This window comes from Paraperlucidibaca wandonensis (genome assembly GCF_042677145.1).
GTDB classification, from domain to species: Bacteria; Pseudomonadota; Gammaproteobacteria; order Pseudomonadales; family Moraxellaceae; genus Perlucidibaca; species Perlucidibaca wandonensis.
The window spans coordinates 276413-297998 of record NZ_JBHTIT010000001.1 but is presented as its reverse complement, the minus strand read 5'-3'; the positions used below and the strand labels follow the sequence as shown (position 1 = coordinate 297998).

The 21586-nt window shown below is 49.6% G+C and carries 19 protein-coding genes, 1 tRNA gene and 2 pseudogenes; 9 read left to right on the top strand and 13 right to left on the bottom strand.

Annotated elements, in window-relative coordinates:
- Positions 1 to 3: 3 nt before the first annotated feature.
- On the bottom strand, positions 4 to 1170 hold the full coding sequence (locus tag ACFQ0F_RS01360) for a hypothetical protein (RefSeq protein ID WP_379068256.1): 1167 nt from the start codon (positions 1168 to 1170) through the stop codon (positions 4 to 6).
- Positions 1154 to 1786: a CsgG/HfaB family protein gene (locus ACFQ0F_RS01355; protein WP_379068253.1), complete on the bottom strand. Its 633-nt coding sequence runs from the start codon at positions 1784 to 1786 to the stop codon at positions 1154 to 1156. Before ACFQ0F_RS01355 ends, ACFQ0F_RS01360 begins: the two co-directional genes overlap by 17 nt.
- A gap of 156 nt (positions 1787 to 1942) precedes the next feature.
- Between ACFQ0F_RS01355 and ACFQ0F_RS01350 the strand changes: the two genes are divergently transcribed.
- Positions 1943 to 2473, top strand: a complete 531-nt coding sequence (locus tag ACFQ0F_RS01350) for a hypothetical protein (RefSeq protein ID WP_379068250.1) — start codon at positions 1943 to 1945, stop codon at positions 2471 to 2473.
- Between the two features lie 96 nt (positions 2474 to 2569).
- Here the strand turns inward: ACFQ0F_RS01350 and ACFQ0F_RS01345 are convergent.
- Positions 2570 to 3146, bottom strand: a pseudogene (locus tag ACFQ0F_RS01345) (IS6 family transposase).
- Between the two features lie 90 nt (positions 3147 to 3236).
- The gene (locus ACFQ0F_RS01340) at positions 3237 to 3641 is read right to left on the bottom strand and encodes a hypothetical protein (RefSeq protein WP_379068247.1); all 405 of its coding nucleotides are present in this window, start codon (positions 3639 to 3641) and stop codon (positions 3237 to 3239) included.
- Between the two features lie 143 nt (positions 3642 to 3784).
- Here ACFQ0F_RS01340 and ACFQ0F_RS01335 point away from each other — a divergent pair, with 143 nt between their 5' ends.
- Positions 3785 to 4069 carry a hypothetical protein gene (locus tag ACFQ0F_RS01335; RefSeq protein WP_379068244.1) on the top strand — a complete coding sequence of 95 codons (285 nt, stop codon included), beginning with the start codon at positions 3785 to 3787 and terminating at the stop codon, positions 4067 to 4069.
- 83 nt (positions 4070 to 4152) lie between these two features.
- On the opposite strand, the pseudogene ACFQ0F_RS01330 reads toward ACFQ0F_RS01335, so the two are convergent.
- The 3 genes and pseudogenes from ACFQ0F_RS01330 to ACFQ0F_RS01320 all read right to left on the bottom strand — a co-directional run bounded on the left by ACFQ0F_RS01330 (position 4153) and on the right by ACFQ0F_RS01320 (position 7470).
- A pseudogene (locus tag ACFQ0F_RS01330) lies at positions 4153 to 4729 on the bottom strand (IS6 family transposase).
- A gap of 398 nt (positions 4730 to 5127) precedes the next feature.
- Complete coding sequence (locus tag ACFQ0F_RS01325) at positions 5128 to 5994, bottom strand: hypothetical protein (protein ID WP_379068241.1); 867 nt, start codon at positions 5992 to 5994, stop codon at positions 5128 to 5130.
- Between the two features lie 102 nt (positions 5995 to 6096).
- Complete coding sequence (locus ACFQ0F_RS01320; protein WP_379068238.1) at positions 6097 to 7470, bottom strand: alpha/beta hydrolase family protein; 1374 nt, start codon at positions 7468 to 7470, stop codon at positions 6097 to 6099.
- Here ACFQ0F_RS01320 and ACFQ0F_RS01315 point away from each other — a divergent pair.
- On the top strand, positions 7469 to 7738 hold the full coding sequence (locus ACFQ0F_RS01315; RefSeq protein ID WP_379068235.1) for a hypothetical protein: 270 nt from the start codon (positions 7469 to 7471) through the stop codon (positions 7736 to 7738). The genes ACFQ0F_RS01320 and ACFQ0F_RS01315 overlap by 2 nt on opposite strands.
- A gap of 17 nt (positions 7739 to 7755) precedes the next feature.
- Here ACFQ0F_RS01315 and ACFQ0F_RS01310 read toward each other — a convergent pair whose 3' ends face one another.
- The 4 genes from ACFQ0F_RS01310 to ACFQ0F_RS01295 form a co-directional block, all read right to left on the bottom strand.
- Positions 7756 to 9120: a GDSL-type esterase/lipase family protein gene (locus tag ACFQ0F_RS01310; protein ID WP_379068232.1), complete on the bottom strand. Its 1365-nt coding sequence runs from the start codon at positions 9118 to 9120 to the stop codon at positions 7756 to 7758.
- Positions 9121 to 9480: 360 nt separating this feature from the next.
- Positions 9481 to 11079, bottom strand: a complete 1599-nt coding sequence (locus tag ACFQ0F_RS01305; protein WP_379068229.1) for an alpha-L-fucosidase — start codon at positions 11077 to 11079, stop codon at positions 9481 to 9483.
- 294 nt (positions 11080 to 11373) lie between these two features.
- Positions 11374 to 12429 carry a helix-turn-helix transcriptional regulator gene (locus tag ACFQ0F_RS01300; protein WP_379068226.1) on the bottom strand — a complete coding sequence of 352 codons (1056 nt, stop codon included), beginning with the start codon at positions 12427 to 12429 and terminating at the stop codon, positions 11374 to 11376.
- A gap of 270 nt (positions 12430 to 12699) precedes the next feature.
- Complete coding sequence (locus ACFQ0F_RS01295) at positions 12700 to 13353, bottom strand: TetR/AcrR family transcriptional regulator (protein WP_379068223.1); 654 nt, start codon at positions 13351 to 13353, stop codon at positions 12700 to 12702.
- A gap of 148 nt (positions 13354 to 13501) precedes the next feature.
- Here ACFQ0F_RS01295 and ACFQ0F_RS01290 point away from each other — a divergent pair, with 148 nt between their 5' ends.
- The 6 genes from ACFQ0F_RS01290 to ACFQ0F_RS01265 all read left to right on the top strand — a co-directional run bounded on the left by ACFQ0F_RS01290 (position 13502) and on the right by ACFQ0F_RS01265 (position 20539).
- Positions 13502 to 14953 carry a flavin-containing monooxygenase gene (locus tag ACFQ0F_RS01290; protein WP_379068220.1) on the top strand — a complete coding sequence of 484 codons (1452 nt, stop codon included), beginning with the start codon at positions 13502 to 13504 and terminating at the stop codon, positions 14951 to 14953.
- Positions 14954 to 14964: 11 nt separating this feature from the next.
- Positions 14965 to 15783, top strand: coding sequence for an SDR family NAD(P)-dependent oxidoreductase (locus ACFQ0F_RS01285; protein WP_379068217.1), 819 nt, complete (start codon positions 14965 to 14967; stop codon positions 15781 to 15783).
- Positions 15780 to 16724 (top strand): alpha/beta fold hydrolase, encoded by a 945-nt coding sequence (locus ACFQ0F_RS01280; protein ID WP_379068214.1) that lies wholly within the window; start codon positions 15780 to 15782, stop codon positions 16722 to 16724. Before ACFQ0F_RS01285 ends, ACFQ0F_RS01280 begins: the two co-directional genes overlap by 4 nt.
- A gap of 19 nt (positions 16725 to 16743) precedes the next feature.
- The gene (locus tag ACFQ0F_RS01275) at positions 16744 to 17562 is read left to right on the top strand and encodes an SDR family NAD(P)-dependent oxidoreductase (RefSeq protein WP_379068211.1); all 819 of its coding nucleotides are present in this window, start codon (positions 16744 to 16746) and stop codon (positions 17560 to 17562) included.
- A 15-nt stretch (positions 17563 to 17577) separates the two neighbouring features.
- Positions 17578 to 18066: a DUF2505 domain-containing protein gene (locus tag ACFQ0F_RS01270; protein WP_379068208.1), complete on the top strand. Its 489-nt coding sequence runs from the start codon at positions 17578 to 17580 to the stop codon at positions 18064 to 18066.
- A gap of 97 nt (positions 18067 to 18163) precedes the next feature.
- Positions 18164 to 20539 carry a beta-glucosidase gene (locus tag ACFQ0F_RS01265; RefSeq protein WP_379068205.1) on the top strand — a complete coding sequence of 792 codons (2376 nt, stop codon included), beginning with the start codon at positions 18164 to 18166 and terminating at the stop codon, positions 20537 to 20539.
- 93 nt (positions 20540 to 20632) lie between these two features.
- Here the strand turns inward: ACFQ0F_RS01265 and ACFQ0F_RS01260 are convergent, their stop codons facing one another.
- Both ACFQ0F_RS01260 and ACFQ0F_RS01255 read right to left on the bottom strand, forming a co-directional pair.
- On the bottom strand, positions 20633 to 21316 hold the full coding sequence (locus ACFQ0F_RS01260) for an IS6 family transposase (protein ID WP_379068202.1): 684 nt from the start codon (positions 21314 to 21316) through the stop codon (positions 20633 to 20635).
- A 138-nt stretch (positions 21317 to 21454) separates the two neighbouring features.
- A tRNA-Asn gene (locus ACFQ0F_RS01255) sits at positions 21455 to 21530 on the bottom strand.
- Positions 21531 to 21586 lie beyond the last annotated feature (56 nt).

The window sequence follows — 21586 nt, the reverse complement described above, 5'->3', positions numbered from 1 at the left end:
GTGTTATTTGTGCCGCGGCATTGTTCCAGAGGGTCTTGAGCGCACCCACACCAACCCGCCGTTATCCGGCATGGTGACGGTTTGCGTCAACTCGGGTAGTACAGTGCCGGCTTTATCGAAGAGTTTCACGGTTGCTGTTTGTCCTGGGCTGGACTTCAAGCTCATTACATGAACCGCATCAGGTAGAGAGGACCAATAACGCACATCAGCCTTGGCGTTCACTTTACTAGCCACAAACATTTGCATGGCGCCAATAGCACCTAAGGTGCCAGCAACCGCACCTAAGCTGCCGCTAATAGGCTGCAATATCTGTAAAGTGCTAGCAGTATCAGCTAAAACCCCGCCAACACCCGCATTAGTACTTCTAAAGCTGGCCTTGCCTTTGACAATACGATCGACCGCGCGACCACCACGAGATGTGGCTTGCCAAAAGACATCCTCCATGGGATACACCTGCGTCTCTTTGCCGCCAAGCACAACGGCAACGCGCTCTTCGTCGAATTTACGGCCACGGCGATACACCAACTCGTAATGGCCAATGCCATCACCTAACTTGCGTGGTGATGTACCTGTTTCAACAACTAATAAGGTGTTATGACCTTTACCGAAAGTCGGAGCGCCTTTACGCAGCACAGCTAATTCTTTTAGAGCGCGGTCTTGCATTACATCATTGCCTTCGCGGAAAGAAGCCCACGCGCTTAAATAAGCCATTAGAGCGAAGTCGAATCGATTTTGATCCTCCTCAGCAAAGGCATCTTGCAGCATGCCGCCCTCAAAGCTAGCACGCGCATTACCCCAGTCTTGCTCCTGCAGATACAGCAAGCCACGGTAGTAATACGCCATGACTCGCTCGTAAGGCTCACCCTTAAAGTCTTTCCTGCCCTCTTCGTACCACAGACTACGAGCTTGCTCTGCACCCTCTTTATTGCTGTAGAAGGACTCAATTTGATTAAGCGCGAAATCAAAAGCACGTGTAGCGGTTTCGTAGTCTTTTAGCTCATACGCACGCGCACCCAGCTCCATCTGATTGAGGACGGCATTGCGCTCACCCTCACTCTCTAGGCGCTCGTAAACCGGCGCTAAGCGTGCTTGCGTATCTACAGCCACGGCAGTGTTAGTTGTTAATGCGAGTATCGCCGCCGCTAAGCCATGCTTAACGATAGAGGACATCGTCTTGCGCGCTCTTTTTGAATTCGTAGATGCCGCTCCAGACAATAGTGCCAAGCTCAAGATCAATCATTTCAAACGTCATTTGCGTGTAACGCGATGCCATGCCGGATGTTTTTGATATTGAGTCCATCGAGGTAATACGCCCAGCTAAGCGGTAGTCGGCGCCTGCGGTGGCTTTCGTTTTACGAATCGTGCCGCCATCAACGACACCTGAGCGTTTGAGCTCACGCTCCCTCTCAATCATCGCAACATTTTGGCGCCCTACGAAAATCATACGGCCATTGGCGGCACGGTTTAAGTTAATGCGTAAGCGATCGGTAATGCTATTGACGTTGATGCGCGTGGTGCTTTCGTTAACAAAATAAGCAGAGTCGACGATCACTCGTGGTGGAGTTGATTGGCCAGCTAGAGTGACATTAGAAAGCATGTCTCTAAGCATCATATCGGTGGCAGCAACAACATCCTGAGACTCAATACCAACGCCGGATACACCAGGAGCCACAGCCTGAGAGTCAACATAATTGGAGCTACTGCCCCTCGAGTTATTAACTGTCGACACACAACCAGCCAAGCTGATCGATGCGATAGTAATGGCTACGACAAAGCGACATTTCATACACAAGACTCCAGTTATTAAGCTAAGGATTTTATCGACGAAACACCTTAAATCAACCCAATAGGTCAAAAATTAGACAAACAATCCAAATATTCTTTAATAAAATATAATTGTTCACTACCATTGCCGAAACTTTAAGAATAGAGAAAGCCACTTATGAATAAAGCAATTTTGCTTCCCTTAATGCTGGTCGGCACACTTACTATTACAGGCTGCGCCACCACGCAGCCTGTTTCACCGCAGGAAGCAGCCGTAAAGCTGCAAGCTCGCCAATTTGTAGTGCAAGAAGATAATGCTGGGGCCTACTTGAGCCCTTACACAAGTGATGGCGTTACTGCGGAATGGGTTGAAAAATCAATTAACGCTAAGCTCGGCTCATCTTTAGGTGGCGCTGCAGGCGCTTATGCAGGTCAAAAACTCTTAGAGCAAGTGCCATTCGTTGGCGGCATTTTAGGGCAACGCATGGGTAATGAAGCTGGTCGCCGCATTGCCATTCAGTCCGTTGGAGGCGAAACCTATATTCGCGAAACGTCCGACTTGTCTTTTAATGACTACAATGAAATGGCTGGTTGGCTGCTAGTTAATCATGCCAAACACCCACAGTTTCAAGCCGTGATGGATGCGACATATCAAATCTACCCTGAGCTGCAAACTGCTTATGCCAATGTAGTATCTGGCCGCTATTAATTTTAGCGCAATAGTCCAGCGTCATTAATCTGTGGCGCTGGGCTGATGGTACAGACAAGTTAACTTTCAGATTCAGCAAGATTATACTCATTCGTCCTATGCAACCGCCGCTCTCCAAGTTGTAAACGCAGCTGTCCTGCTACATCGATAATGACTTGCTGTGGTCAGACGTCTTTCAAGATTAGATAAGTTGGAAATTGCTGCATGGTTTGTTAGAAAAAGTTGAGCCTGGCCCGGCGACTTAAACCGTGGCATATCCCGCTCTCTGAACCGCGTAGACTCGTACGGTTGCTCAGCTCTATTATTCGCATACTTGCCTGTATTGTGATGAACAGTCGGCATTAGCTCACGCTTAGCCACCCTATAACTTGCCAATTTATCAGTGACTATCGTTCGCGGCACGCCACAAGTAGTTCTACTTTCCGTTTATCTTGATAAATACCTCATCAAGATAAAACGTATCGCCGAATCCACCGTGCTTTTGTTTGAGCTTACGAGCATAAGTAACGCCAAACTTGATGCACCACAATCGGATCGATTCATAACTGACAGAGATGCCCTTCTCTGCCAGTAAATCTTCAATATCACGAAAGCTCAAATTGCAGCGGTAGTAGATCCAAACTGCGTAGCTGATGATGCTGGGGTGAAAGCGATGTCGTTTGTAAGTATTCATCGACAAATTATCTCAACCGGCAAGTTAACTTGTCAGTACCTGACAAACCATTTCAATCAGAGACTCAACTCATAAGTACCAAAAAATAAGCTATGGCTTTGTATAAGTCATGCTATGGCGCGTCTGTTTTTTCTGATTTTTCGTCTGACTACAAATTCCATCATTTTGGGCTTTCAGTGATCCTGTAAATTGAAACATATAGCTCCCACTTGCTTTTGATGTTGCCCAGGTATTACTACTACTGTCATTAAGACCAAACAATCCGCAATCTTCGTTACCACTTTGATATTCGTTACAGGCCTTTACCAACACTCTGTCAGCACAATGGTTTGTATAGCGAACAAGCAACTTACCTTCGTTATGATTGCTCCATTTTGCCTCTGCCTTAAGGCACGAATTCATTGGCTCCCAACAACCATGCTTGTCCGCAGCCAAGGTAATGAAGGGAAAAAATGAAACCATCAGAAGCAGAAGTTTTAGAGGCAGTCTAAACATGTCTATATCCTTAAAAGCTTTACCAGCTTAATTACAGCTAATCCGCTTTAACTCTAACATGCTTTACTAGCATCAAACTTGCGCACCTTTTTCAACCTATGTACCTTGAGAATCCTCTGAATAAAAAAAACTGGTGATCTTTAATGAAAAAGCAGCTTCATATCGGTGTAGTACCAATTGTACTTTTAGTCATGTTCTCGTTTTCCGCGCCTTCTTTTGCAGGAAGCTGCGAGCGATACGAAAGGAAATATGAACAAGCTAAGCGCAACGTTATCGAAAAGAATAAGTGGTACAAAGGAGCTAAGTGGCAATATCAACAGCAAGGCACTTCTGAATGGAAGAGGCGCATGAATCAACGCTGGGAAGAGCTTGACGAGGCTAAAGAAAGAATGTGGTCCTATGAGGATCTTATAGATGACAATTGTTGATCTATATTCCTCAGGCACAGTCAAATTAACTGGGGCTCTGGCAAGTTAACTTCTAGACTTAGCAATAATTGACCCGATCATCGCTACGCAACCACCGATCTCCACGTCACGAACGCAGCTGTCCTGCTACATAGATAATGGCTTGCTGAGGTTAGATGCCTGCCAAGATTGAATAAGTTAGAAACCGCTGCATGGTTCGTTAAAAATAGCTGAGCCTGGCTTGATGACTTGAACCTCCTCATGCCTCGTTCCCTGAACCGCGTAGACTCGTGCGATTGCTCAGCTCTGTTGTTCGCATACTTGGCTGTATTGTGATGAGCAGTCGGCATTAGCTCACGCTTAGCCACCCTATAACTTGCCAATTTATCAATGACTATCGTTCGTGGTGGGCCACAAGTAGTGCTGCTTGCCGTTTATCTTGATGAACACCTCATTGAGATAAAACGTATCGCCAAATCCACCATGTCTTTGCTTAAGCTTGCGAGCGTATGCAGGTCCGAACTTGATACACCACAATCGGATCGATTCATAACTGACAGAGATGCCCTTCTCTGCCAGCAAGTCTTCGATATCACGGAAGCTCAGGTTGAAACGGTAGTAGACCCATACCGCGTAGCTAATGATGCTGGGATGAAAACGGTGTCGTTTGTAGGTACTCATGACCAAACTATCCCAACCAACGAGTTAACTTGTCAGTACCCTACTATTTGCCTACTAGAACCCCAGAAAGCAAAAAGCCCCAGCGTGAGCTGAGGCTAAGTGCTTGTTAAATATGGCTCCCCGAACTGGACTCGAACCAGTGACCCAAGATTAACAGATCCTTTCCCACGTCTGCATTTGGCTGCATTAGCCTGTATTTATGCGGGTTTCAGAGCATCAAGTTAGCACCAGTACGCACCAAAAACCATCTGTTTTGTCACATGAGTTTGGCAACTTTGCCAAGAAATGACCCAATGATGCAAAGCGTATAAAGACCAGTAGAGGACGCATTATCTCAATCTGCGAGTTAACTTGTCAGTATCGGATTAAGCGTTCTGGTGATCGGCTGGTAGATTTATCTAAGGGGCAGTATCAGGCTTAGTCGATGCAATGTCTGGACGCAGTTCGGTCGTGTTCACAAACGATCCCAGCCCTGAAATGGCGAAGCCTGTGACAGCAGTTGATCCAAATAACTCATGCAAAACGGTATCTTTCTTAACCGTGACCGAGCCCATTCCGACCATCACTTTAGTAGTGACGAAGACGCCGTTGTGGGTATGCACGGTGCCTTTGCTGCCGGCATGCCATAGGTCATTTATGAGTGGTGGGATTTCTGGACTTTCAGGCGTTAACGTTGCCGTAAACTCATAAGGAGAAAGCTTGTATGGAATCTTGGCAGTCCCGAACTTAGTTATACTGGGAAGGCCTGGTAAAAGCTGATTTTCACTAATATTAAGCTCAATCCCGCTGACTACTTCGCCAAAAAATCCGGCATTGCGTTTTAGTCGGGCTAACTCTGCATTGGTATCAAGTTGCCATAACAAATAGATAGCTTGATTACCGATAACTGGTGGAACAGCGCTGCCATCAGGCGGCGTAATAAACACAGCAGCTTCGCCGATGGCGAAGGGGCCAGAATCTACACCATTAATACTGCCCCCTTCGCACTCAGCCATCTCAACAAAAGCGAGCGGCGGCTGTACGAGCGTAAATTCTTTAGGTACAAATTTGCGCGCATTTTCTTCTAAGACTGGCGCAATAACCATAAAGTTCCGGCAGTTGTCGCCGGTATTCTCAAACGCAGTTTCGCCATCACTTTCAAAGGCAGCGGGGAGCAACGCTTGTTCAGAGGCAGAGGTGATCGGCGTCTTTTCCTTCTCCTCAGAACTACAAGCAGCGAGCGTTAACAATATCGGCAGTAGGGCTGTACGTGTGAACGGCTTCATTCTTAAAATCCGGTTATTTTATAATTTTTAGTCATTGCTGATTAACATCCTACGATGTGGATCCGCGACAATTCACGCCAATTACGCTGTCAAAAACAGCGGTTACTGCGGCGTGCTTTCGGGGCGTGTACTGATGTCGAGAAAGCTATAATCGCCACTAACACCGTCAGCATCGACTAAACCGACACAGCCTTGGCGTAAGTCTTCGCAGATCCAACGGGCCCCGTTTTTCAAGCGCAAATCTAAGCGTGAACGCGTACTGGAGCTAAACATATTGCCTTTACCGGCTGGATCAAGCGTTGCATCTGTCGCATCTTGGCGCCAGCGCGAGGTCAGCAACCGTGATTCAGCACTCGGATCACTCTTTAAGAATTTATCAAACCACGCCGTGGTGTACCAAGCAGCTAGGTCGATACCGCGATGCGTCGCTGAAAAGGCGCTCAGAGGTAAATAGGAATACTCAAAGTGAGTGCCACCACGAATCACGATCATGCCAGTCTCCACTCCTGCCTTTGACAACTCAAAAGAGGCTTGTGATTTAGCGTTGGGCTGAGGGATAGGGCCACCAGCATAGTCATTACTGATACCCAAAGCTGGTACATGCAGCACCGGGGTCGGTGCTTGAAAACCAGCCTGACATGGGCTGGGCGCGCCTAATGGGTTACATAAGTTATCCCATGCGACGATGGCTTTAACACGGGCATCTTGTTGGCCAACATAACTGACGCCAGCAGCTCCATAACTATGACCCGCCAATCCAATGCGTTGCGTATCCACCAATTGCCAGTAAGGGTTAAAAGCGGTATTTAAGCCTGCTTTTGCCCGCCGTGACTGCTTCTCACAATGACTGTTACCGGAGCGTGCCAGCACAGGGCAAAATGGCTTCTCTGGAGTAGACAGCATGAAGTCGAGCGCATCGACTGTGCCGTCATAGAACGTATTTCCACTAAATTGCGGAGGCACGCCCTCACCCGCATCAGCACCCTCACCAAAAGTATCTGAACGACCTTGGTTTTGCGGATCGGTAGTAAGTACGACATATCCGGCTTTAGCCAGCGTTTGAGCCGCCCACCAATACATTTGCTCAGTGGCTTGAATCGATCCACCGGTAATAACAATCAATGGCCGCTTGGCTGGACCTTGCTTAGTGGCCCAGACATGGCCGCTAATAATGGCACCTGTTCGATTGGCGAACAGCACTGGCTCAACAATGCCGTAACCTGATTTTTGCCAGTCATATAAGCGCACATCACCGGCACAAGGCAGGCCATTACTCCAGCATAAATCGGTGAGAAATTGCCGCTCAGGATCACCTCCCAAAATGGCAAGGCTTTCGAGCAGCTGCCCCATGCTTTCTTGATACAGGCGCAACTGATAGTCCGGCGTAAGGTATTCATCCTGTCGCTGCAATTGGCGCATGCCATTAGAAAGTTCAACGGCAGGGTCGAAAGCCTGGGCCTTTTCAGGCTCTGGCATGACGAATATTGTTTTTGCCGCTGAGACCGAGGAATTATTGGACGGCTCACTCGAGCCACCGCAACCCGATAGCAATACGGCAGCAGTGAATAACAGCGAAAAACTTAATTTATTTATCATATGGATACCTGATCAAGATGAAACGGTAGTAGACCCAAACCGCATAACTGAAGATGCTGGGGTGAAAGCGATGTCGTTTGTAGGTGCCCATCGACAAATTAACTCAACTGGCGAGCTAAGCTTTCAGTCCCGTTTTCAAGCCGAATAATGCCCACTTCACTGGTATTAACTCTTAGTGTTAGTTGCGTTAAATAATTTAAGATCAATACATTCCGCCATCGCCATATAGCCGGCAGGATTGGGATGAAGATTGTCCCCGCCGTTGTACTCAGCAGCGAGATATCTAGGATTTTGGGGGTCTGCCAGACAGGAATCAAAGTCCACTAAACCGTCGCTGAGTGTCTGTTGACGTAGCCAAGCATTGACAGCATCACGTGACTGCCGTGCTTGGGATGTCCCGTGCATCACGCCCGACTTGATGGGCAAATCCCCAATAACAGGTAAGCCATCTACGACTGCGCCCTCGGCAGGAGGGATAGTGCCGAGAATAATCTTCAAGCCTGCCGCGTGCGCTCGATCAATGATTCTACGAAAACCCTCTATGACGTCATCTGGAGTTGGCGGCGGCCCAATTTTTGGGTTGCCGAAATCATTTGTGCCAATCATCACGAGGACATGACTGGCGCCGGCTACAGCAAGTACATCGTAGTCAAATCGTTTAAGCAGACTTTGACCAAACTGTGGCAGCCAGCCTTCACTAAGCAATTCGTTACCCCCTATACCTGCATTGGCAACGGTGAAGGGCATACCTGCTGCGTTGATCCTTCGTTGCAAATGATTAGGGTAGCGTTGGTCAGTGGATGTCATTCGTGATGGAGAGCCTGTCAGCAGGTGTGTTGTTGACTCTGAACCATCAGTAATGGAGTCGCCCACGGTGACAATTGTGCTTACCTGATTTGGTGCCAGTACTTCTAACGCCTCAATGGCTATGAAGTTACTGGTATAACTGTCTGGAACAGCCAGAAACGAAGCTCCGCTTGATTCTGAGCTGTGATCGCCAGGAGTGCTTAAATACAAAATTTCATTGGCAGTCAGATGGCGAGTGACTTGCGGGGTGAGTGTTGGCGCATAAAAACTAATGCCTACGCGTTCAAAGCTGCGAACTGGATAAGCAATGACGTCAGTAACTACCGTCTCACCAGCAGGGATGGTGATGCGTGACTGACCTGAAACTGTCAATCGGCACTCAGTACTTGGCTGTAGATCGGCTTGACCCGCAGTGACTTCGCGCGCGATATGAATATTCTCAAATGTGACGGGTAAACTCGAGTAGCGGTTTGATAGACGTAAGCGGATGAACTCGCCCTGACGATGGGGTGCGAAGAACTGACGAACGGTCAATGCGGTAATGGGATGTGTAATCAGTGCATCGGTGGGGGCTGTACGCCAGCTGGTCACCATGTGTTGATTGATAGGTATTTCACTGAGCGGCGAGCAGCGTGTGATTTGTTCGATCGAAGCATTATTTTTGGCAAAGGCGATAGCGTTCTCAGTGGACTCGCTGCCACAGCCCAGCATTAAAAGACACATGCTGAGGCACAGTATTTTGCAGGCTGAGTTGCCATATCTCACAGGTTTTAAACAGCGCTTGGAAAATATAGGCACAGCACCCTCCGACTAATTGCTCAGCGCGTGGACTGCTCAGCGCATGATTTATTGTTATTTATGGTGCTGACAACTTAGCTTCCAAACTAAACATTAATTGGCTTTCTCACCTCTACGCGACCATCAATCTCCACGTTGCGAACGCAACTGTCTTGCTGCGGCGATAATGGCTTGCTGAGGTTAGATGTCTTCCAAGATTGAATAATTTTAAGACTTCTACATAGCCCGATAGGAGGTACTGACGGGTTAACTTGTCAGCACCTCCATGAAGGTCGCGTCGCTGGTTTAAAGCGCTACCGGCGACACGCGAAACACGAAAGCACTTTGACTCTTAGTAGCCGCCATTTGAGCACCACCGGACGGCAGGGTGATCACAAGCTGCGAACCGTTCTGCTTATATTGCAGAGGCGTGCCATCCGAACCCAGCAACACAATTTTTGAGCTTGCCGTCAGAGGTACTGACGCATTAACTGTAAGAGTTTGTGCTGACGGCCACTCTGTCGCGATGATATAGAGCGCGCCATCCTTACCGACAGTGAAGTAGTTGCTGCCGCCGTCACTGGACTGCGTCCACTGAGTGCTGCCGTAGATCGACTTGCCGTTAATTCCTAGCCAAGCACCTATGGCCTGTAAACGCGTGGTCATTGAGTCAGGTATTGAGCCGTCAGCTTTCGGACCGATATCCAGCAACAAGTTGCCGCCTTGAGCGACCGTCGACACTAATGTGTGAATTAATTCTGAAGCGCTCAGATAGTGGTTTGACTTTTCTTCCTCCATATTAAAGCCGAAGGACTCGCCTATGCCGCGTGTCGCCTCAAACGGCGGAATGGGAGAGCCGGCGCCAAACTCAACTGTATTGAAGTCTAAATGAGTCTTACTTTTTTCGCCGCAGCGATCGTTCACAACTACCCCCTCGGGATGAGTGGTTTTGGCGTTGTTATAGAAGTTGGCTATCGACTGATTGGACTTGAAATAACTTTCCCTGCCGCCGATATCGCACCAGATAATGGAGGGTTTATAGTCATTAATCAGTTCTTCAAACTGTGGCCTGACAATGTCAGAGGCATAATCGCGCACGGTGCCCTGCCCAGTATATGGCACTGGCAGCTGCGTATAAGCATTGCGTGGGCCATATATGCTGAGCGGCCCGAAGATTGTCCCAAATGTTGCCAGAGCCGAATCTACCGATAGATCAGTCGGCAAATACGCATCGAGAGGTTTTGGCGCCGGATTGTACCATTCGGGAATCGAGAAATAGAGCCCCGGTTTTACACGATCATCGGCACGATGTGCTGCGGCAAACAACTCGCCGACTAGGTCACGCTTTGGACCCATGTCCATCGCATTTCGCTGTGTCGTGCGAGTCGGCCACAGTGCAAAGCCATCGTGATGCTTAGTAGTCAGCACGAAGTACTTCGCACCAGCTTGCTCGAATAATTTTATCCAAGCATCCGGATCAAAACTATCAGCCTTCCACTGCGGAATGAAATCGTCATAGACGAAGCCTGCGCCTTGGTTTTGTAAATGCTTAGACCAAGTCAAACAGATAGGTGCTTGTTGAACAAACCAGTACCACTCGGCATAAGGCGAACAGCCCGGAGGAGCTGCGATACCTGGCGGAATTCCTGGATAGCCCGTCGGTGCATACGCCGGCACTGAGTACAGGCCCCAGTGAATAAAGATGCCGAATTTTGCATCCGCCCACCATTGTGGCAGCTGGTGCTGATCGAGCGATTCTTTGGTTGCCTCGTAGTGTATAGCCGTTGAAGGCACGCCTTCACTACCACCAGACACGGATTCACTATCGCTGCTTACGCCTGAGTTGTCGCAGCCAGACAACATCGCTGTTGCCAATAATAGTGGCGTAAAATAGTTTTTGCTCATCGTTTGTTATTCTTTTTGAAATTAATATCGACAGATTACCTAATTAGGTCGCTCCTGCATTGACCCTGAGCGACAGCCGGATTGACTTTAGGCGCCAGCAGTTACCGCACCTCGCTGTGAGCGTAGCTACCGTTGTGTTTAGGCAATGGTTTACTGAGATATAAACGAAGTAATTTGTATGTGCTTATCAACACACTTTCTCAACCGGCGAGTTAACTGTTCAGTTACCTCAAAAAAAGACGCTCAAATCGAGCGTCTTTTGTTACCTATGACTTGCGCTCCATTAAGCGCTGACTAGTCTGCTTCTTTCTTGCTTAGTCGATACTCACCCGGAGTAACTTCAAACCACCGTTTGAAGGCACGCTGGAAACTACTTTGCTCAGAAAAACCCAACATCAGCGCAACATCAGCCAAACTCAGGTCATAATTCAAGATATAGTGCCCACAGAGCTCTCTGCGGACACCATCGACCAGAGTCTTGTAAGTCATAGACTCGATTTCTAGTTGTCGCTGTAAGCTCCGTACAGAAATACTTAAGTGCCTGGCCATCGTCTCAATACTCGGCAATCCATGAGGCAGCGCATCACGAACAAAGCGGGTTACATGCGGCAAGAGCAAATCAGAGTCGTTTGAAAAGCTTCCCTGCAGCTCTTTCAAGCGCTGCTTAGCTAGCGTTTCCAGTGCTTCGCGCACACTACTGTCACTTCCCATCAAGGCATGTTCCAGATAGTGACGAGGGAAGTGAATGCGCATTTCGTTGCCGGAAACATATTTCAGCTCACATGCAAAGAAAGCTAACTGCTCATGCATGTCTTTCGGCGGCTCGCAGGGGAACTCAATAAGCTCAGGCCTCATGGGCTTGCCAGCAACCAGTGATATCAGACTTATCCAACCCGCCAAACAGAACTCACTATAATGGCGCTGAAAAGGTTGTGCACCCTCTACACGTCGAAAGTGCAGGCAAACCTTATCTAGGTCGATGACGTATTCTGAGAAAGCGCCGTTACCCTGAAGGGTCTGGTAACGCGTATGTAGGCTCATGATCTGGCTGGCCTTAGTACAGGTCATGATCAAGTGCCCGATAATGCCGATATTGCTCAGCCCCATACACTGACCGGCATGCATACCGATGTTTGGGTCATGACACAGTTGCTCAGCACCTAAATATAGCTCATCGATAACCGAATCAGGCAACCTGAGATCGCTGCAATTTAAGTCGCTCTCCTCTAGCCCCAGTAGATTTAGTAGTGGCTCAATGGGCTTGCCCTGCAAGCGCACAAACTGCAGCAACGGCGAGATATAGCCTAATGAGACGAAGAGCTGTTCTTCTGTGTGTTTTGTTTCAAGCATAGGCCTCAGCTTCGTTGTCATTTTAGTATTGAGCAAAGAGATACTAACAAATTAACTTACTGATACGGACCTGTGTCTCTAGGGTACTGACAAGTTAACTTTTAGGCTTAGCAAAATTGGCCCTACCGCCTTTACGTAACTACCGATCTCCAAGTTGAAACGATAGCTGACCCATACCGCATGGCTGATGATACCGGGATGAAAACGATGTCGTTTTTGTAGGTACTCATGGGCAAATTATCCCAACCAATGAGTTAACTTGTAAGTCCTCTACCGCACCATCGCAACTAGCCCACTAAAAAGCAGCATATTGCCCTCAACTAATGTCTCTCTAGACTGGCTATAGTCTGAGTGCAGCCAGTCTTTCGCCGTCTCACTTACCGCACCAATAAGTCCCATGAAGGCTGTTCTAACAACAGCCTCTGAAACCGGTAAAGTGGGAATCATAACTTGCGACAGAGTGAACAATAGATTCGAAAAACGTCGAAGTGTTTGATTATAAATGGCGTCAATGCCAGGGCTAATACCTAAGATTTCAATCCAAATCACACGCGACAACAACGGGTCCTCGGCGACTTGGTAAAAGGCATCTAAACCTATCTTAATGCGCTGCTCCATAGTCTCGCCGGAAGTTGTTGCCAGCGCGACAAGTATTGTGTGCTCTAAGTGGTCGATCATTTCTTGATAGACCGCGACCAACAATGCCTCAGTAGAAGGAAATGACTCATAGAAGTAGCGATCAGTCAGTCCAGCCTCGGCACATAACAGGCGTACGGTGACCTTTCGATAGCCCATCGTGCCAAATAGTTGTCGGCCTGCATCCATAAACTGCTGACGGCGGCGTGCAATACGCTCCTCTGGTGGCATGCCCGCATAGCTGCGTTTGGTTTTATGGCGCGGATGCTGTGTGGATGATTCTTGCATTCGTGATTGACCTCTTTGAACTACATCAAAGCAATGATCCGACAAAGTGACATCATTTGTCATCAAATACTAGTTGACGACATCTGTAGTCAGATATAAATTGACGACACTAAACATCAGATTAGTCAAAATTTACTGGAGCTAGATCATGCAACACGACATTCTCATTATCGGCAGCGGTTTCGGTGGCCAGTGTGCTGCTATTAATCTGCTCAAGCGCGGCATCACCAACTTCCAGCTGCTCGAGCGTCGTGATTTCATGGGTGGCACATGGTGCCAAAACAGCTACCCCGGCGCGGCCGTAGATGTGCAATCACCGCTCTACTCGATCTCCTTCGAGCCCTACAAATGGTCGCAGATGTTCGTCGAGCAGGCTGAGCTGGAGGAGTACACCAATTTTGTCATCGATAAGTACAAGCTGCGCGAGCGGACCCTCACCAGCTGCAATGTTGAGCAGGTGCGCTGGGATGAGAACGATTGCCGCTGGGTGCTAAGCACCAGCCAAGGCGAACTACGCGCCCGCATCGTCATCAATGCTTCTGGCCCGTTGAGCACCCCAGTAATACCGAACTTTCCGGGGCGCGACAGCTTCCAGGGCGAAACGTTTCATACCAACAGCTGGAACCACGGCGTCAGCCTAAAGGGCAAGCGCGTCGCCATCATCGGAAGCGGTGCTTCGGCAGCACAGGCTATTCCAGCCATTGCCCCGGAGTGCGGTCATCTGCACGTATTCCAGCGCACGCCGCACTGGGTCATGCCACGTCCGGATCGCAAATTCTCAAGCTGGCAGCGCTCACTGCTAGGCGTCAAATTACTGCACAAGGCCCTACGCTCGCTGATCTATTGGGAGCTCGAAACACGAGTAATCGGCTTCAAGTATTCATCATGGGCGCTGCAGCAGTTCGCTCAAAAATCCGCGCTCAAGCACATCGAAAAACAGATTGCCGATCCTGCCCTACGTGCGGCAGTCACCCCTGACTACACCATTGGCTGCAAGCGCATCATCTTGTCGAACACACTGTACCCAGCGCTGTGCCGAGATAATGTCAGTCTGCATACCAAAGGCTCAGGCATCGCCGAGATCACGCCAACGGGTATTCGTACCGCGGATGGTCAGGACATCGAACTCGACGTGATCATCTATTCGACCGGTTACGACGCGACCGATGGCGTCATCAGCTATCCAGTACTAGGTAAGGATGGTCGTGCTCTTAAAGATTTCTGGGCCGAGTATCCGCGCGCCTACTTGGGTACCACCATACCCGGCTTCCCGAATTTCTTTGTGGTCACCGGACCAAATACCGGGATTGGCCACACCTCAGCCATATTCGTCATTGAGGCGCAGATGAACTACATCATGAAGAGCTTGGACGCTATGAAGCAACGCGCCAAGGAAGTGATGGAAGTCACTTCAGCCGCCGAATCAGACTACACCGACATGATCCACAGCGAGATGAAACAAACCGTATGGAAGTCCGGCGGCTGCAATAGCTGGTACCAATCTAAGAGTGGCCATGTGGTCGCCATGTTTCCCGGCTTCAGCTTTACCTATCGGCAAATGGCCAAACGTTTCAAAGCAAAACACCATCTGTTTTCGTGAGAGCTTGCCCCATGAATCTAAACAATAAAGTCGTTGTTATCACTGGAGCTGGCTCTGGCATGGGCCGCGCCTATGCCAAGGTTTACGCTGAAGCTGGTGCCCGTCTCGCCCTGAATGATTTCGACGCTGCCAGTTTGGCTGAGACCGTGGATTTACATGGTAGCTCTGACACCGTCAGCGAGGCTTTTGATGTTGGCGATCGCAGCGCCATGTTCGGCTTCGCCGACCGTGTGCTACAGAGTTTCGGCAACGTAGATATCGTTATCAACAATGCCGGAATCTTGGGCGGTTTTAAGCCGATTTGGGAGCTCACCGAAGAGGATATGGCGCGTACCCTGCGAATCAACCTTGGTGGCGTGGTTAACGGCACCCAAGCCTTCATAACGCACATGCTCAAGGCCCAGTCGGGACAAATCGTCAACGTATCGAGCATCTTTGGCCTAGTCGGCGCGCCTAACCATGGCGACTACTCGGCCAGCAAGTTCGCCGTGCGTGGCTATACCGAGGCCTTGATGGCAGAACTACAAGAAACAGGTGTCACCGCACACCTCGTGCACCCAGGCGGTATCGCCACCAATATAGGCATGATCGATGGCCAGGAACTGGAGTTCAGCAAACGCTACCTGAGTACCAGCGCAGATGACATCGCTTACCACGTGCGCGACCGCCTGCAAAAAGGCAGTGCCCGCATTGTTTATGGCAAAGACGCGCTGAAGACTTGGGCTGGTGCCAACTTGGTGCCGCTAAAGTGGCTGTCACGACTGGTATGGCAGGACATCAAGCCAGCCCTCGACCCCGCCCCCTATCGTGCTGTGAGTAAACGCCCATGAAGAAGATCCTGACCTTGGCAGCACTCACTGCCCTTATCGGCGGCGCAAGCATAGCCACCTGGCCTGCAGCTGGCGGCCTTATCTACCGTGCCTCGATGGCCCTTGAGTCGACACTCTACGGCCTGCACACGGCCGATGCAGACGGTGGCGACATCCGTCTTGAAACGTATCAAGGTGGCCCGGAAAGCGCCGAGGCCGTAGTCATGATCCATGGTTACAGCGCGGACAAAGATGTCTGGCTACGTTTTGCCCGTCACTTTACGTCAGACTATCGCGTCATCATTGTCGATCTCGCCGGCCATGGTGAAACGCCCTATGACCCAGCCCTGCGCTACGACGCCAGCAGTCAAGGTGCTCGCGTAATGGCCATGATGGACAGCCTCGGTATTCGTCGGGCGCACTTGATCGGCAATTCCATGGGCGGCTTCATTGTCGCTCGATTAGCGCATGATCATCCCGAACGCGTACGCAGCGCCACGCTTATAGATGCCGCCGGTGTCACTCCGCCCGAGCCCAGCGTTATGGGTCGGATGATGGCCCAGGGTGACAATCCCTTTCTGTTCAATGATCGCGAGGGCTTCCAGCGCTTCTACCCAATGACCATGGCCAAGGCGCCATGGGTTCCAGGCATCACCCTTGACTGGATCGCCACTCAGTACATCGCCAAGCGGGCTCAGCTTGCGCATATCTTCGCAGACTTTCACGCTACCGGTCTGCTTGATGGCCAGCTCACTGAAATCCGCGTACCAACGCTCGTCATGTGGGGTGCGCAGGATCAACTGGTGTCGCCGACTGCGGCTAGCATCTGGTGTCCGGGCATTCCCAACTGCCAGCGCGTGACCTATGACGACCTAGGCCATATGCCAATGATTGAAGACCCGACTCGCAGCGCAGCTGACGTGCGCCGCTTCTTAGCCAATCTACCGGCCGGCACCCCTTAACGCACAGAGTATTACGAGCATGAAAACATTCAGCAATAAAGTCGCTATTGTCACTGGCGCCGGTGGTAACGGCATCGGCCATCACTTAGTCATGGCGCTGGCCAACGCCGGCGCGCGCATCGCCTTCTGCGATATCGCCCGTTTAGAAACGACCAGCAGCGCACTCGACGCACTCGGTACTGATTACTTCGCCGCCACCGTTGACATGGGTGAAAAGCAGGCCATCAATGGCTTTATCGACGAGGTACTAGCTCGCTTTGGTGCCATCGATCTGCTCATCAACAACGCGGGCATTGCATTAGGCGACTTAACCTTCGGTGAGGCTAGCGAAGCCGATTTTGAGAAAATCACACGCATCAATTACTGGGGCGTCATTCATACCACGCAGCGCTGCTATCAGCACATGCTGACGCGGCCAGAAGCCGCTATCGTCAATCTGTCCAGTTCACAAGGCATCCTCGCATTGCCCTACCTTGTACCCTACTGCACCACCAAATTCGCAGTGCGTGGGTTTACGGACAGCCTTCGAGCTGAGCATCGTATTCGCGGCATCCGTAACCTCACTGTACATACCGTACATCCGGGCGCAGTCGCCACCAACATCACGATCAATGCCGACTATCACAACAGCAGCACAGAGCACTTTCATGCTCAACTCCAGCGTGGTACTCCAACGACCAAAGCTGCTCAGATCATTCTGCGCGGAATCAAGCGTAACCAGGGGCGTATTTTCATTAGCGATGGCCGCGCCCAAGACATTCTTGCTCGCCTCATGCCCAACGCGTACATAGGTGTTGTGCAATTAATTATGCGCTTACGCGGCGTCCCAACACGCTAACCCGGAGCCTTATAAATGAAATTTTACGAAACCATCAGCTACCCTGTCTCAGCTGAGCACGTGCTCTCGAAGTTTACTACTGCCGAGTTCCTGCAGGCCAAATATGAAGGCCAAGGCGCAACGAATATTCGCTTACTGGATCAGTCGCGCGAAGACGACACCACACGCTACACGTTCACTCGCGATGTGCCGGTTCAAGTCAAAGTGCCTGCGTTTGCGCGCTCAATGGTGCCAAACACGATCACGCTTATCCAAACTGACGCCTGGAACACTGTTACGCGCAGCGGTCGTCTCGATATTGAATTTAAAGGTATGCCAGTGAAACTGAGCTGCGACATGCAGCTCGAGGATGAGCTCAGTGGCACACACCATACGTTAGATTTTGATATACACGTTAACGTGCCATTAATAGGCGGAAAATTAGAGAAGCTGCTTGCTGAAGACCTGCAATTGAAGTTTCAACATGACACGAAAATATCATTAGCGTTGGTCACAGCAGCTTGAAAGGATTAAGCCCAGCGTTGTAATGGTACTGGCAAGCTCCCTCACTCAGTGAGTTAACTTGTCAGTACAAAATAGACAATTAAAAAAAATATTATTTATGAAAAAAATCATACATTTAGCAATATTAACCCAAGCGCTTTTACTTACCGCATGTGGCAACGATGGTAGCGATAGTGCGGTCCCACAAATTGTCGCAGCTACACAATCACCCTGCGGTAGTATTGATGAGCGTCCTTGGTGCGATACAAGCTTAACTCCTGATGCCCGCACATCACTCCTACTAAACCGCATGACGATAAGCCAAAAAATTAAACTGCTTAGTGGTGGGGACATAGCGGCAGTGGCAACTGCTGACCCATACACTGGTGTGGTTTTTGGAATTCCAGAGCTGGGCATACCTGACTTAAGAATGGCTGACGGTCCAGTGGGCGCAAGAGGAAGCACGACGACATCAATGCCAACACCTATTTCATTGGGCGCGACCTTCAATCCAATGATTGCCTATGCCGTTGGCCAAACAATTGCTAATGAAGTTAAAAACAAAGGCAATGATCTGCTGCATGGCCCAGTCGCAGATTTGGCTCGAAATCCACTTGCTGGCCGAGGGTTCGAGACAACAGGCGAAGACCCTTATCTCACCTCTAGACTTACCGTTGAGTGGATTCGTGGTGCCCAATCAGAAGGCGTCATGACAAATGTTAAACACTTCATTGCAAATCACCAGGAGGGGCAAGTTGGCTTACCGCCACTAATGGCGTTGGTCGGTGGCAGGCACTTAGTAAATGCCGTTATTGATGAGCGCACCTTGCGCGAAATATACCTTCCACCCTTCGAGGCTGCCGTAAAAGAGGCTGATGCCGCATCGATAATGTGCGCCTATAACTATTTAAATGGCGATCCAACCTGCTCCAGCAAACCATTACTACAAGATATTTTACGACAGGAATGGGGCTTCAAAGGCTTCATCGTTTCTGACTATATTTTATCAGTCAAAGACACGAATAAAACGCTCACTCATGGAGCTGAGATAGAAATGCCAATTGGATTTTTCTTATCTGCTCCATTGGTACAAACAGCGCTACTAGCCGGAGAAGTTACTGAGACTGACCTCGACAATCGCGTCGGAGCAACACTGAGAACATTATTCAAATACGGCTTTTTTGATCGTCAGCGTTACATCAAGAATGATAATGCAATAAACCAAGCTAAGCATGCCCAGGTTGCCCGCGACGCTGCGGAGCAAGGTATTGTTCTTTTGCGCAACAATAATGACGTACTTCCATTGAAAGAAAGTAGTCGCACGATTCTCGTCATCGGATCTTATGCAATTGAGCGCCCAAGTGGCGGTGGCTCGTCCTCAACAATTCCGTTTCAGTTTCAAACCCCGCTTGACGCTATCAAGGCTCGTGTAGGCACATCATCCAATGTTATTTATGACGATGGTTCGGACTCAGCTAAAGCGGCTACTCTTGCAGCAACAGCCGATGTTGTACTAGTTTTTGCGACTGATCGGGCCAGCGAAGGTACGGATAAGCTCTGCCTCCGCTTAGACTGCTCACTGGCGGACCTTCCCGACCCTATTTTGCTAAATGCATTCGGTTCGAATGCCAGCAATGCTCTCAATTTACTTCTAGACCCAATCCTTCAAGCTCCAGGCATCCGAGATATTCTTGGGCAGATAAGTGCCCCTATTGTAGCTGGCTCATCACCCATCCCTGGCTCCTCCAAAAATCAGGATGCGCTTATTGCCAGCGTAGCTAAAGCCCAACCCAACACCGTAGTGATTTTGCAGACTTCAGCTGCTGTGCTAACACCTTGGCGCGAACAAGTAGCTGCAATTCTTGAGGCATGGTACCCGGGCCAAGAGGGAGGCCAAGCCATTACACGTGTTTTATTTGGAGATACCGACCCTGGTGGGCGACTCCCAGTCAGCTTTCCTGACTCAGAGATGGATACTCCTGTTGCTGGGAAACTTGATCGTTACCCAGGCCTACTCAATCAGGCATATCACACAGAGGGAGTATTTATCGGATATCGTTGGTTCGATGCCGAGAGCATTAATCCGGCCTATCCCTTTGGCTTTGGTTTGTCTTACAGCAGCTTCAATCTATCAAACATGGCAGTACATCAGCGTGCGGATGGAAATTATGAAATCACTGGCCAAGTCACAAATATAGGAAGTCGAGACGGATGGGCAGTTCCTCAGCTCTATGTCAGTCTACCCGCCCCCGATGCTGCTACAAAGCAACCTCCAGTGGTGCTAAAGGGCTTTTCAAAGCACTGGCTCCAATCGGGTCAAACTGCAGCGCTAAACTATATTGTGACGCCAAAAGATCTAAGCTACTGGAGCTTGAGTGAAAAGACTTGGAAAATGGCACCGGGCTGTTACATATTCAGCCTAGGGGAGTCCTCGCGCAATCTTAAACTAAGGAAAGGCCGGACGGTTACTGGTTCGAGTTGTGAAGCAAATTAACTTCTTAGCTCAGCAATAGTTGACCACTACACATGGCACATGGGGTACTGACAAGTTAACTTTCAGACTTAGCAAAAGTTGCCCCTTACGCCCCTAAGCAACCACTGCTCTCCACGTTGCGAACGCAGCTGTCCTGCTACGGCGATAATGACTTGCCGTGGTTAGGTGTCTTCCAAGATTGAATAAGTTAGATACTGCGGCATGGTTCGTTAGAAATAGTTGCGCCTGGTTCGGTGACTTAAACCGCTTCATTCCTCGCTCTCGAAATCGCGTCAACTCGTGCGATTGCTCAGCCTTGTTGTTCGCGTACTTCGCAGTATTGTGATGAACCGTCGGCATTAGCTCGCGTTGAGCAACTTTGTAGCTTGCCAACTTATCAGTGACTATTGTTCGTGGCTCACCGCCATGATTGCGCAACAAGCGCTTAAAGAATTGCTTTGCTGCCGCACCATTGCGCCTACTCTGAACAAAGACATCGACCACTTCTCCATCCTGATCAACGGCTCGCCACAAGTAGTGTTGTTTTCCGTTTATCTTGATAAATACCTCATCAAGATAAAACGTATCACCGAATCCACCGTGCTTATGTTTGAGCTTGCGAGCATAGGCAGGCCCGAATTTGATACACCACAATCGGATCGCCTCATAACTGACAGAGATGCCCTTCTCTGCCAGTAAATCTTCGATGTCACGAAAGCTCATGTTGAATCGATAATAGATCCAGACTGCATAGCTAATGATGCTGGGATGAAAACGATGTCGCTTGTAGGTACTCATGACCAAACTATCCCAACCAGCGAGATAACTTGTCAGTACCATGTAGTGGCGTTGACTGAGTTTGCCTACTATACGCTTACTAGAACCCCAGAAAGCAAAAAGCCCCAGCGTGAGCTGAGGCTAAGTGCTTGTTAAATATGGCTCCCCGAACTGGACTCGAACCAGTGACCCAAGGATTAACAGTCCTTTGCTCTACCAACTGAGCTATCGGGGATCGTCGTAACGAGCGCGAATGATAGTGATGCCGCGAAGACTGGTCAAGCCATCGCG

What these genes read in the sequence shown, in the direction of transcription:
- ACFQ0F_RS01360 (WP_379068256.1), bottom strand. Translation starts at nt 1,170, where the DNA reads ATGTCCTCTATCGTTAAGCATGGCTTAGCGGCGGCGATACTCGCATTA.
- ACFQ0F_RS01355 (WP_379068253.1), bottom strand. Translation starts at nt 1,786, where the DNA reads ATGAAATGTCGCTTTGTCGTAGCCATTACTATCGCATCGATCAGCTTG.
- ACFQ0F_RS01350 (WP_379068250.1), top strand. Translation starts at nt 1,943, where the DNA reads ATGAATAAAGCAATTTTGCTTCCCTTAATGCTGGTCGGCACACTTACT.
- ACFQ0F_RS01340 (WP_379068247.1), bottom strand. Translation starts at nt 3,641, where the DNA reads ATGTTTAGACTGCCTCTAAAACTTCTGCTTCTGATGGTTTCATTTTTT.
- ACFQ0F_RS01335 (WP_379068244.1), top strand. Translation starts at nt 3,785, where the DNA reads ATGAAAAAGCAGCTTCATATCGGTGTAGTACCAATTGTACTTTTAGTC.
- ACFQ0F_RS01325 (WP_379068241.1), bottom strand. Translation starts at nt 5,994, where the DNA reads ATGAAGCCGTTCACACGTACAGCCCTACTGCCGATATTGTTAACGCTC.
- ACFQ0F_RS01315 (WP_379068235.1), top strand. Translation starts at nt 7,469, where the DNA reads ATGACGAATATTGTTTTTGCCGCTGAGACCGAGGAATTATTGGACGGC.
- ACFQ0F_RS01320 (WP_379068238.1), bottom strand. Translation starts at nt 7,470, where the DNA reads ATGCCAGAGCCTGAAAAGGCCCAGGCTTTCGACCCTGCCGTTGAACTT.
- ACFQ0F_RS01310 (WP_379068232.1), bottom strand. Translation starts at nt 9,120, where the DNA reads ATGTGTCTTTTAATGCTGGGCTGTGGCAGCGAGTCCACTGAGAACGCT.
- ACFQ0F_RS01305 (WP_379068229.1), bottom strand. Translation starts at nt 11,079, where the DNA reads ATGAGCAAAAACTATTTTACGCCACTATTATTGGCAACAGCGATGTTG.
- ACFQ0F_RS01300 (WP_379068226.1), bottom strand. Translation starts at nt 12,429, where the DNA reads ATGCTTGAAACAAAACACACAGAAGAACAGCTCTTCGTCTCATTAGGC.
- ACFQ0F_RS01295 (WP_379068223.1), bottom strand. Translation starts at nt 13,353, where the DNA reads ATGCAAGAATCATCCACACAGCATCCGCGCCATAAAACCAAACGCAGC.
- ACFQ0F_RS01290 (WP_379068220.1), top strand. Translation starts at nt 13,502, where the DNA reads ATGCAACACGACATTCTCATTATCGGCAGCGGTTTCGGTGGCCAGTGT.
- ACFQ0F_RS01285 (WP_379068217.1), top strand. Translation starts at nt 14,965, where the DNA reads ATGAATCTAAACAATAAAGTCGTTGTTATCACTGGAGCTGGCTCTGGC.
- ACFQ0F_RS01280 (WP_379068214.1), top strand. Translation starts at nt 15,780, where the DNA reads ATGAAGAAGATCCTGACCTTGGCAGCACTCACTGCCCTTATCGGCGGC.
- ACFQ0F_RS01275 (WP_379068211.1), top strand. Translation starts at nt 16,744, where the DNA reads ATGAAAACATTCAGCAATAAAGTCGCTATTGTCACTGGCGCCGGTGGT.
- ACFQ0F_RS01270 (WP_379068208.1), top strand. Translation starts at nt 17,578, where the DNA reads ATGAAATTTTACGAAACCATCAGCTACCCTGTCTCAGCTGAGCACGTG.
- ACFQ0F_RS01265 (WP_379068205.1), top strand. Translation starts at nt 18,164, where the DNA reads ATGAAAAAAATCATACATTTAGCAATATTAACCCAAGCGCTTTTACTT.
- ACFQ0F_RS01260 (WP_379068202.1), bottom strand. Translation starts at nt 21,316, where the DNA reads ATGAGTACCTACAAGCGACATCGTTTTCATCCCAGCATCATTAGCTAT.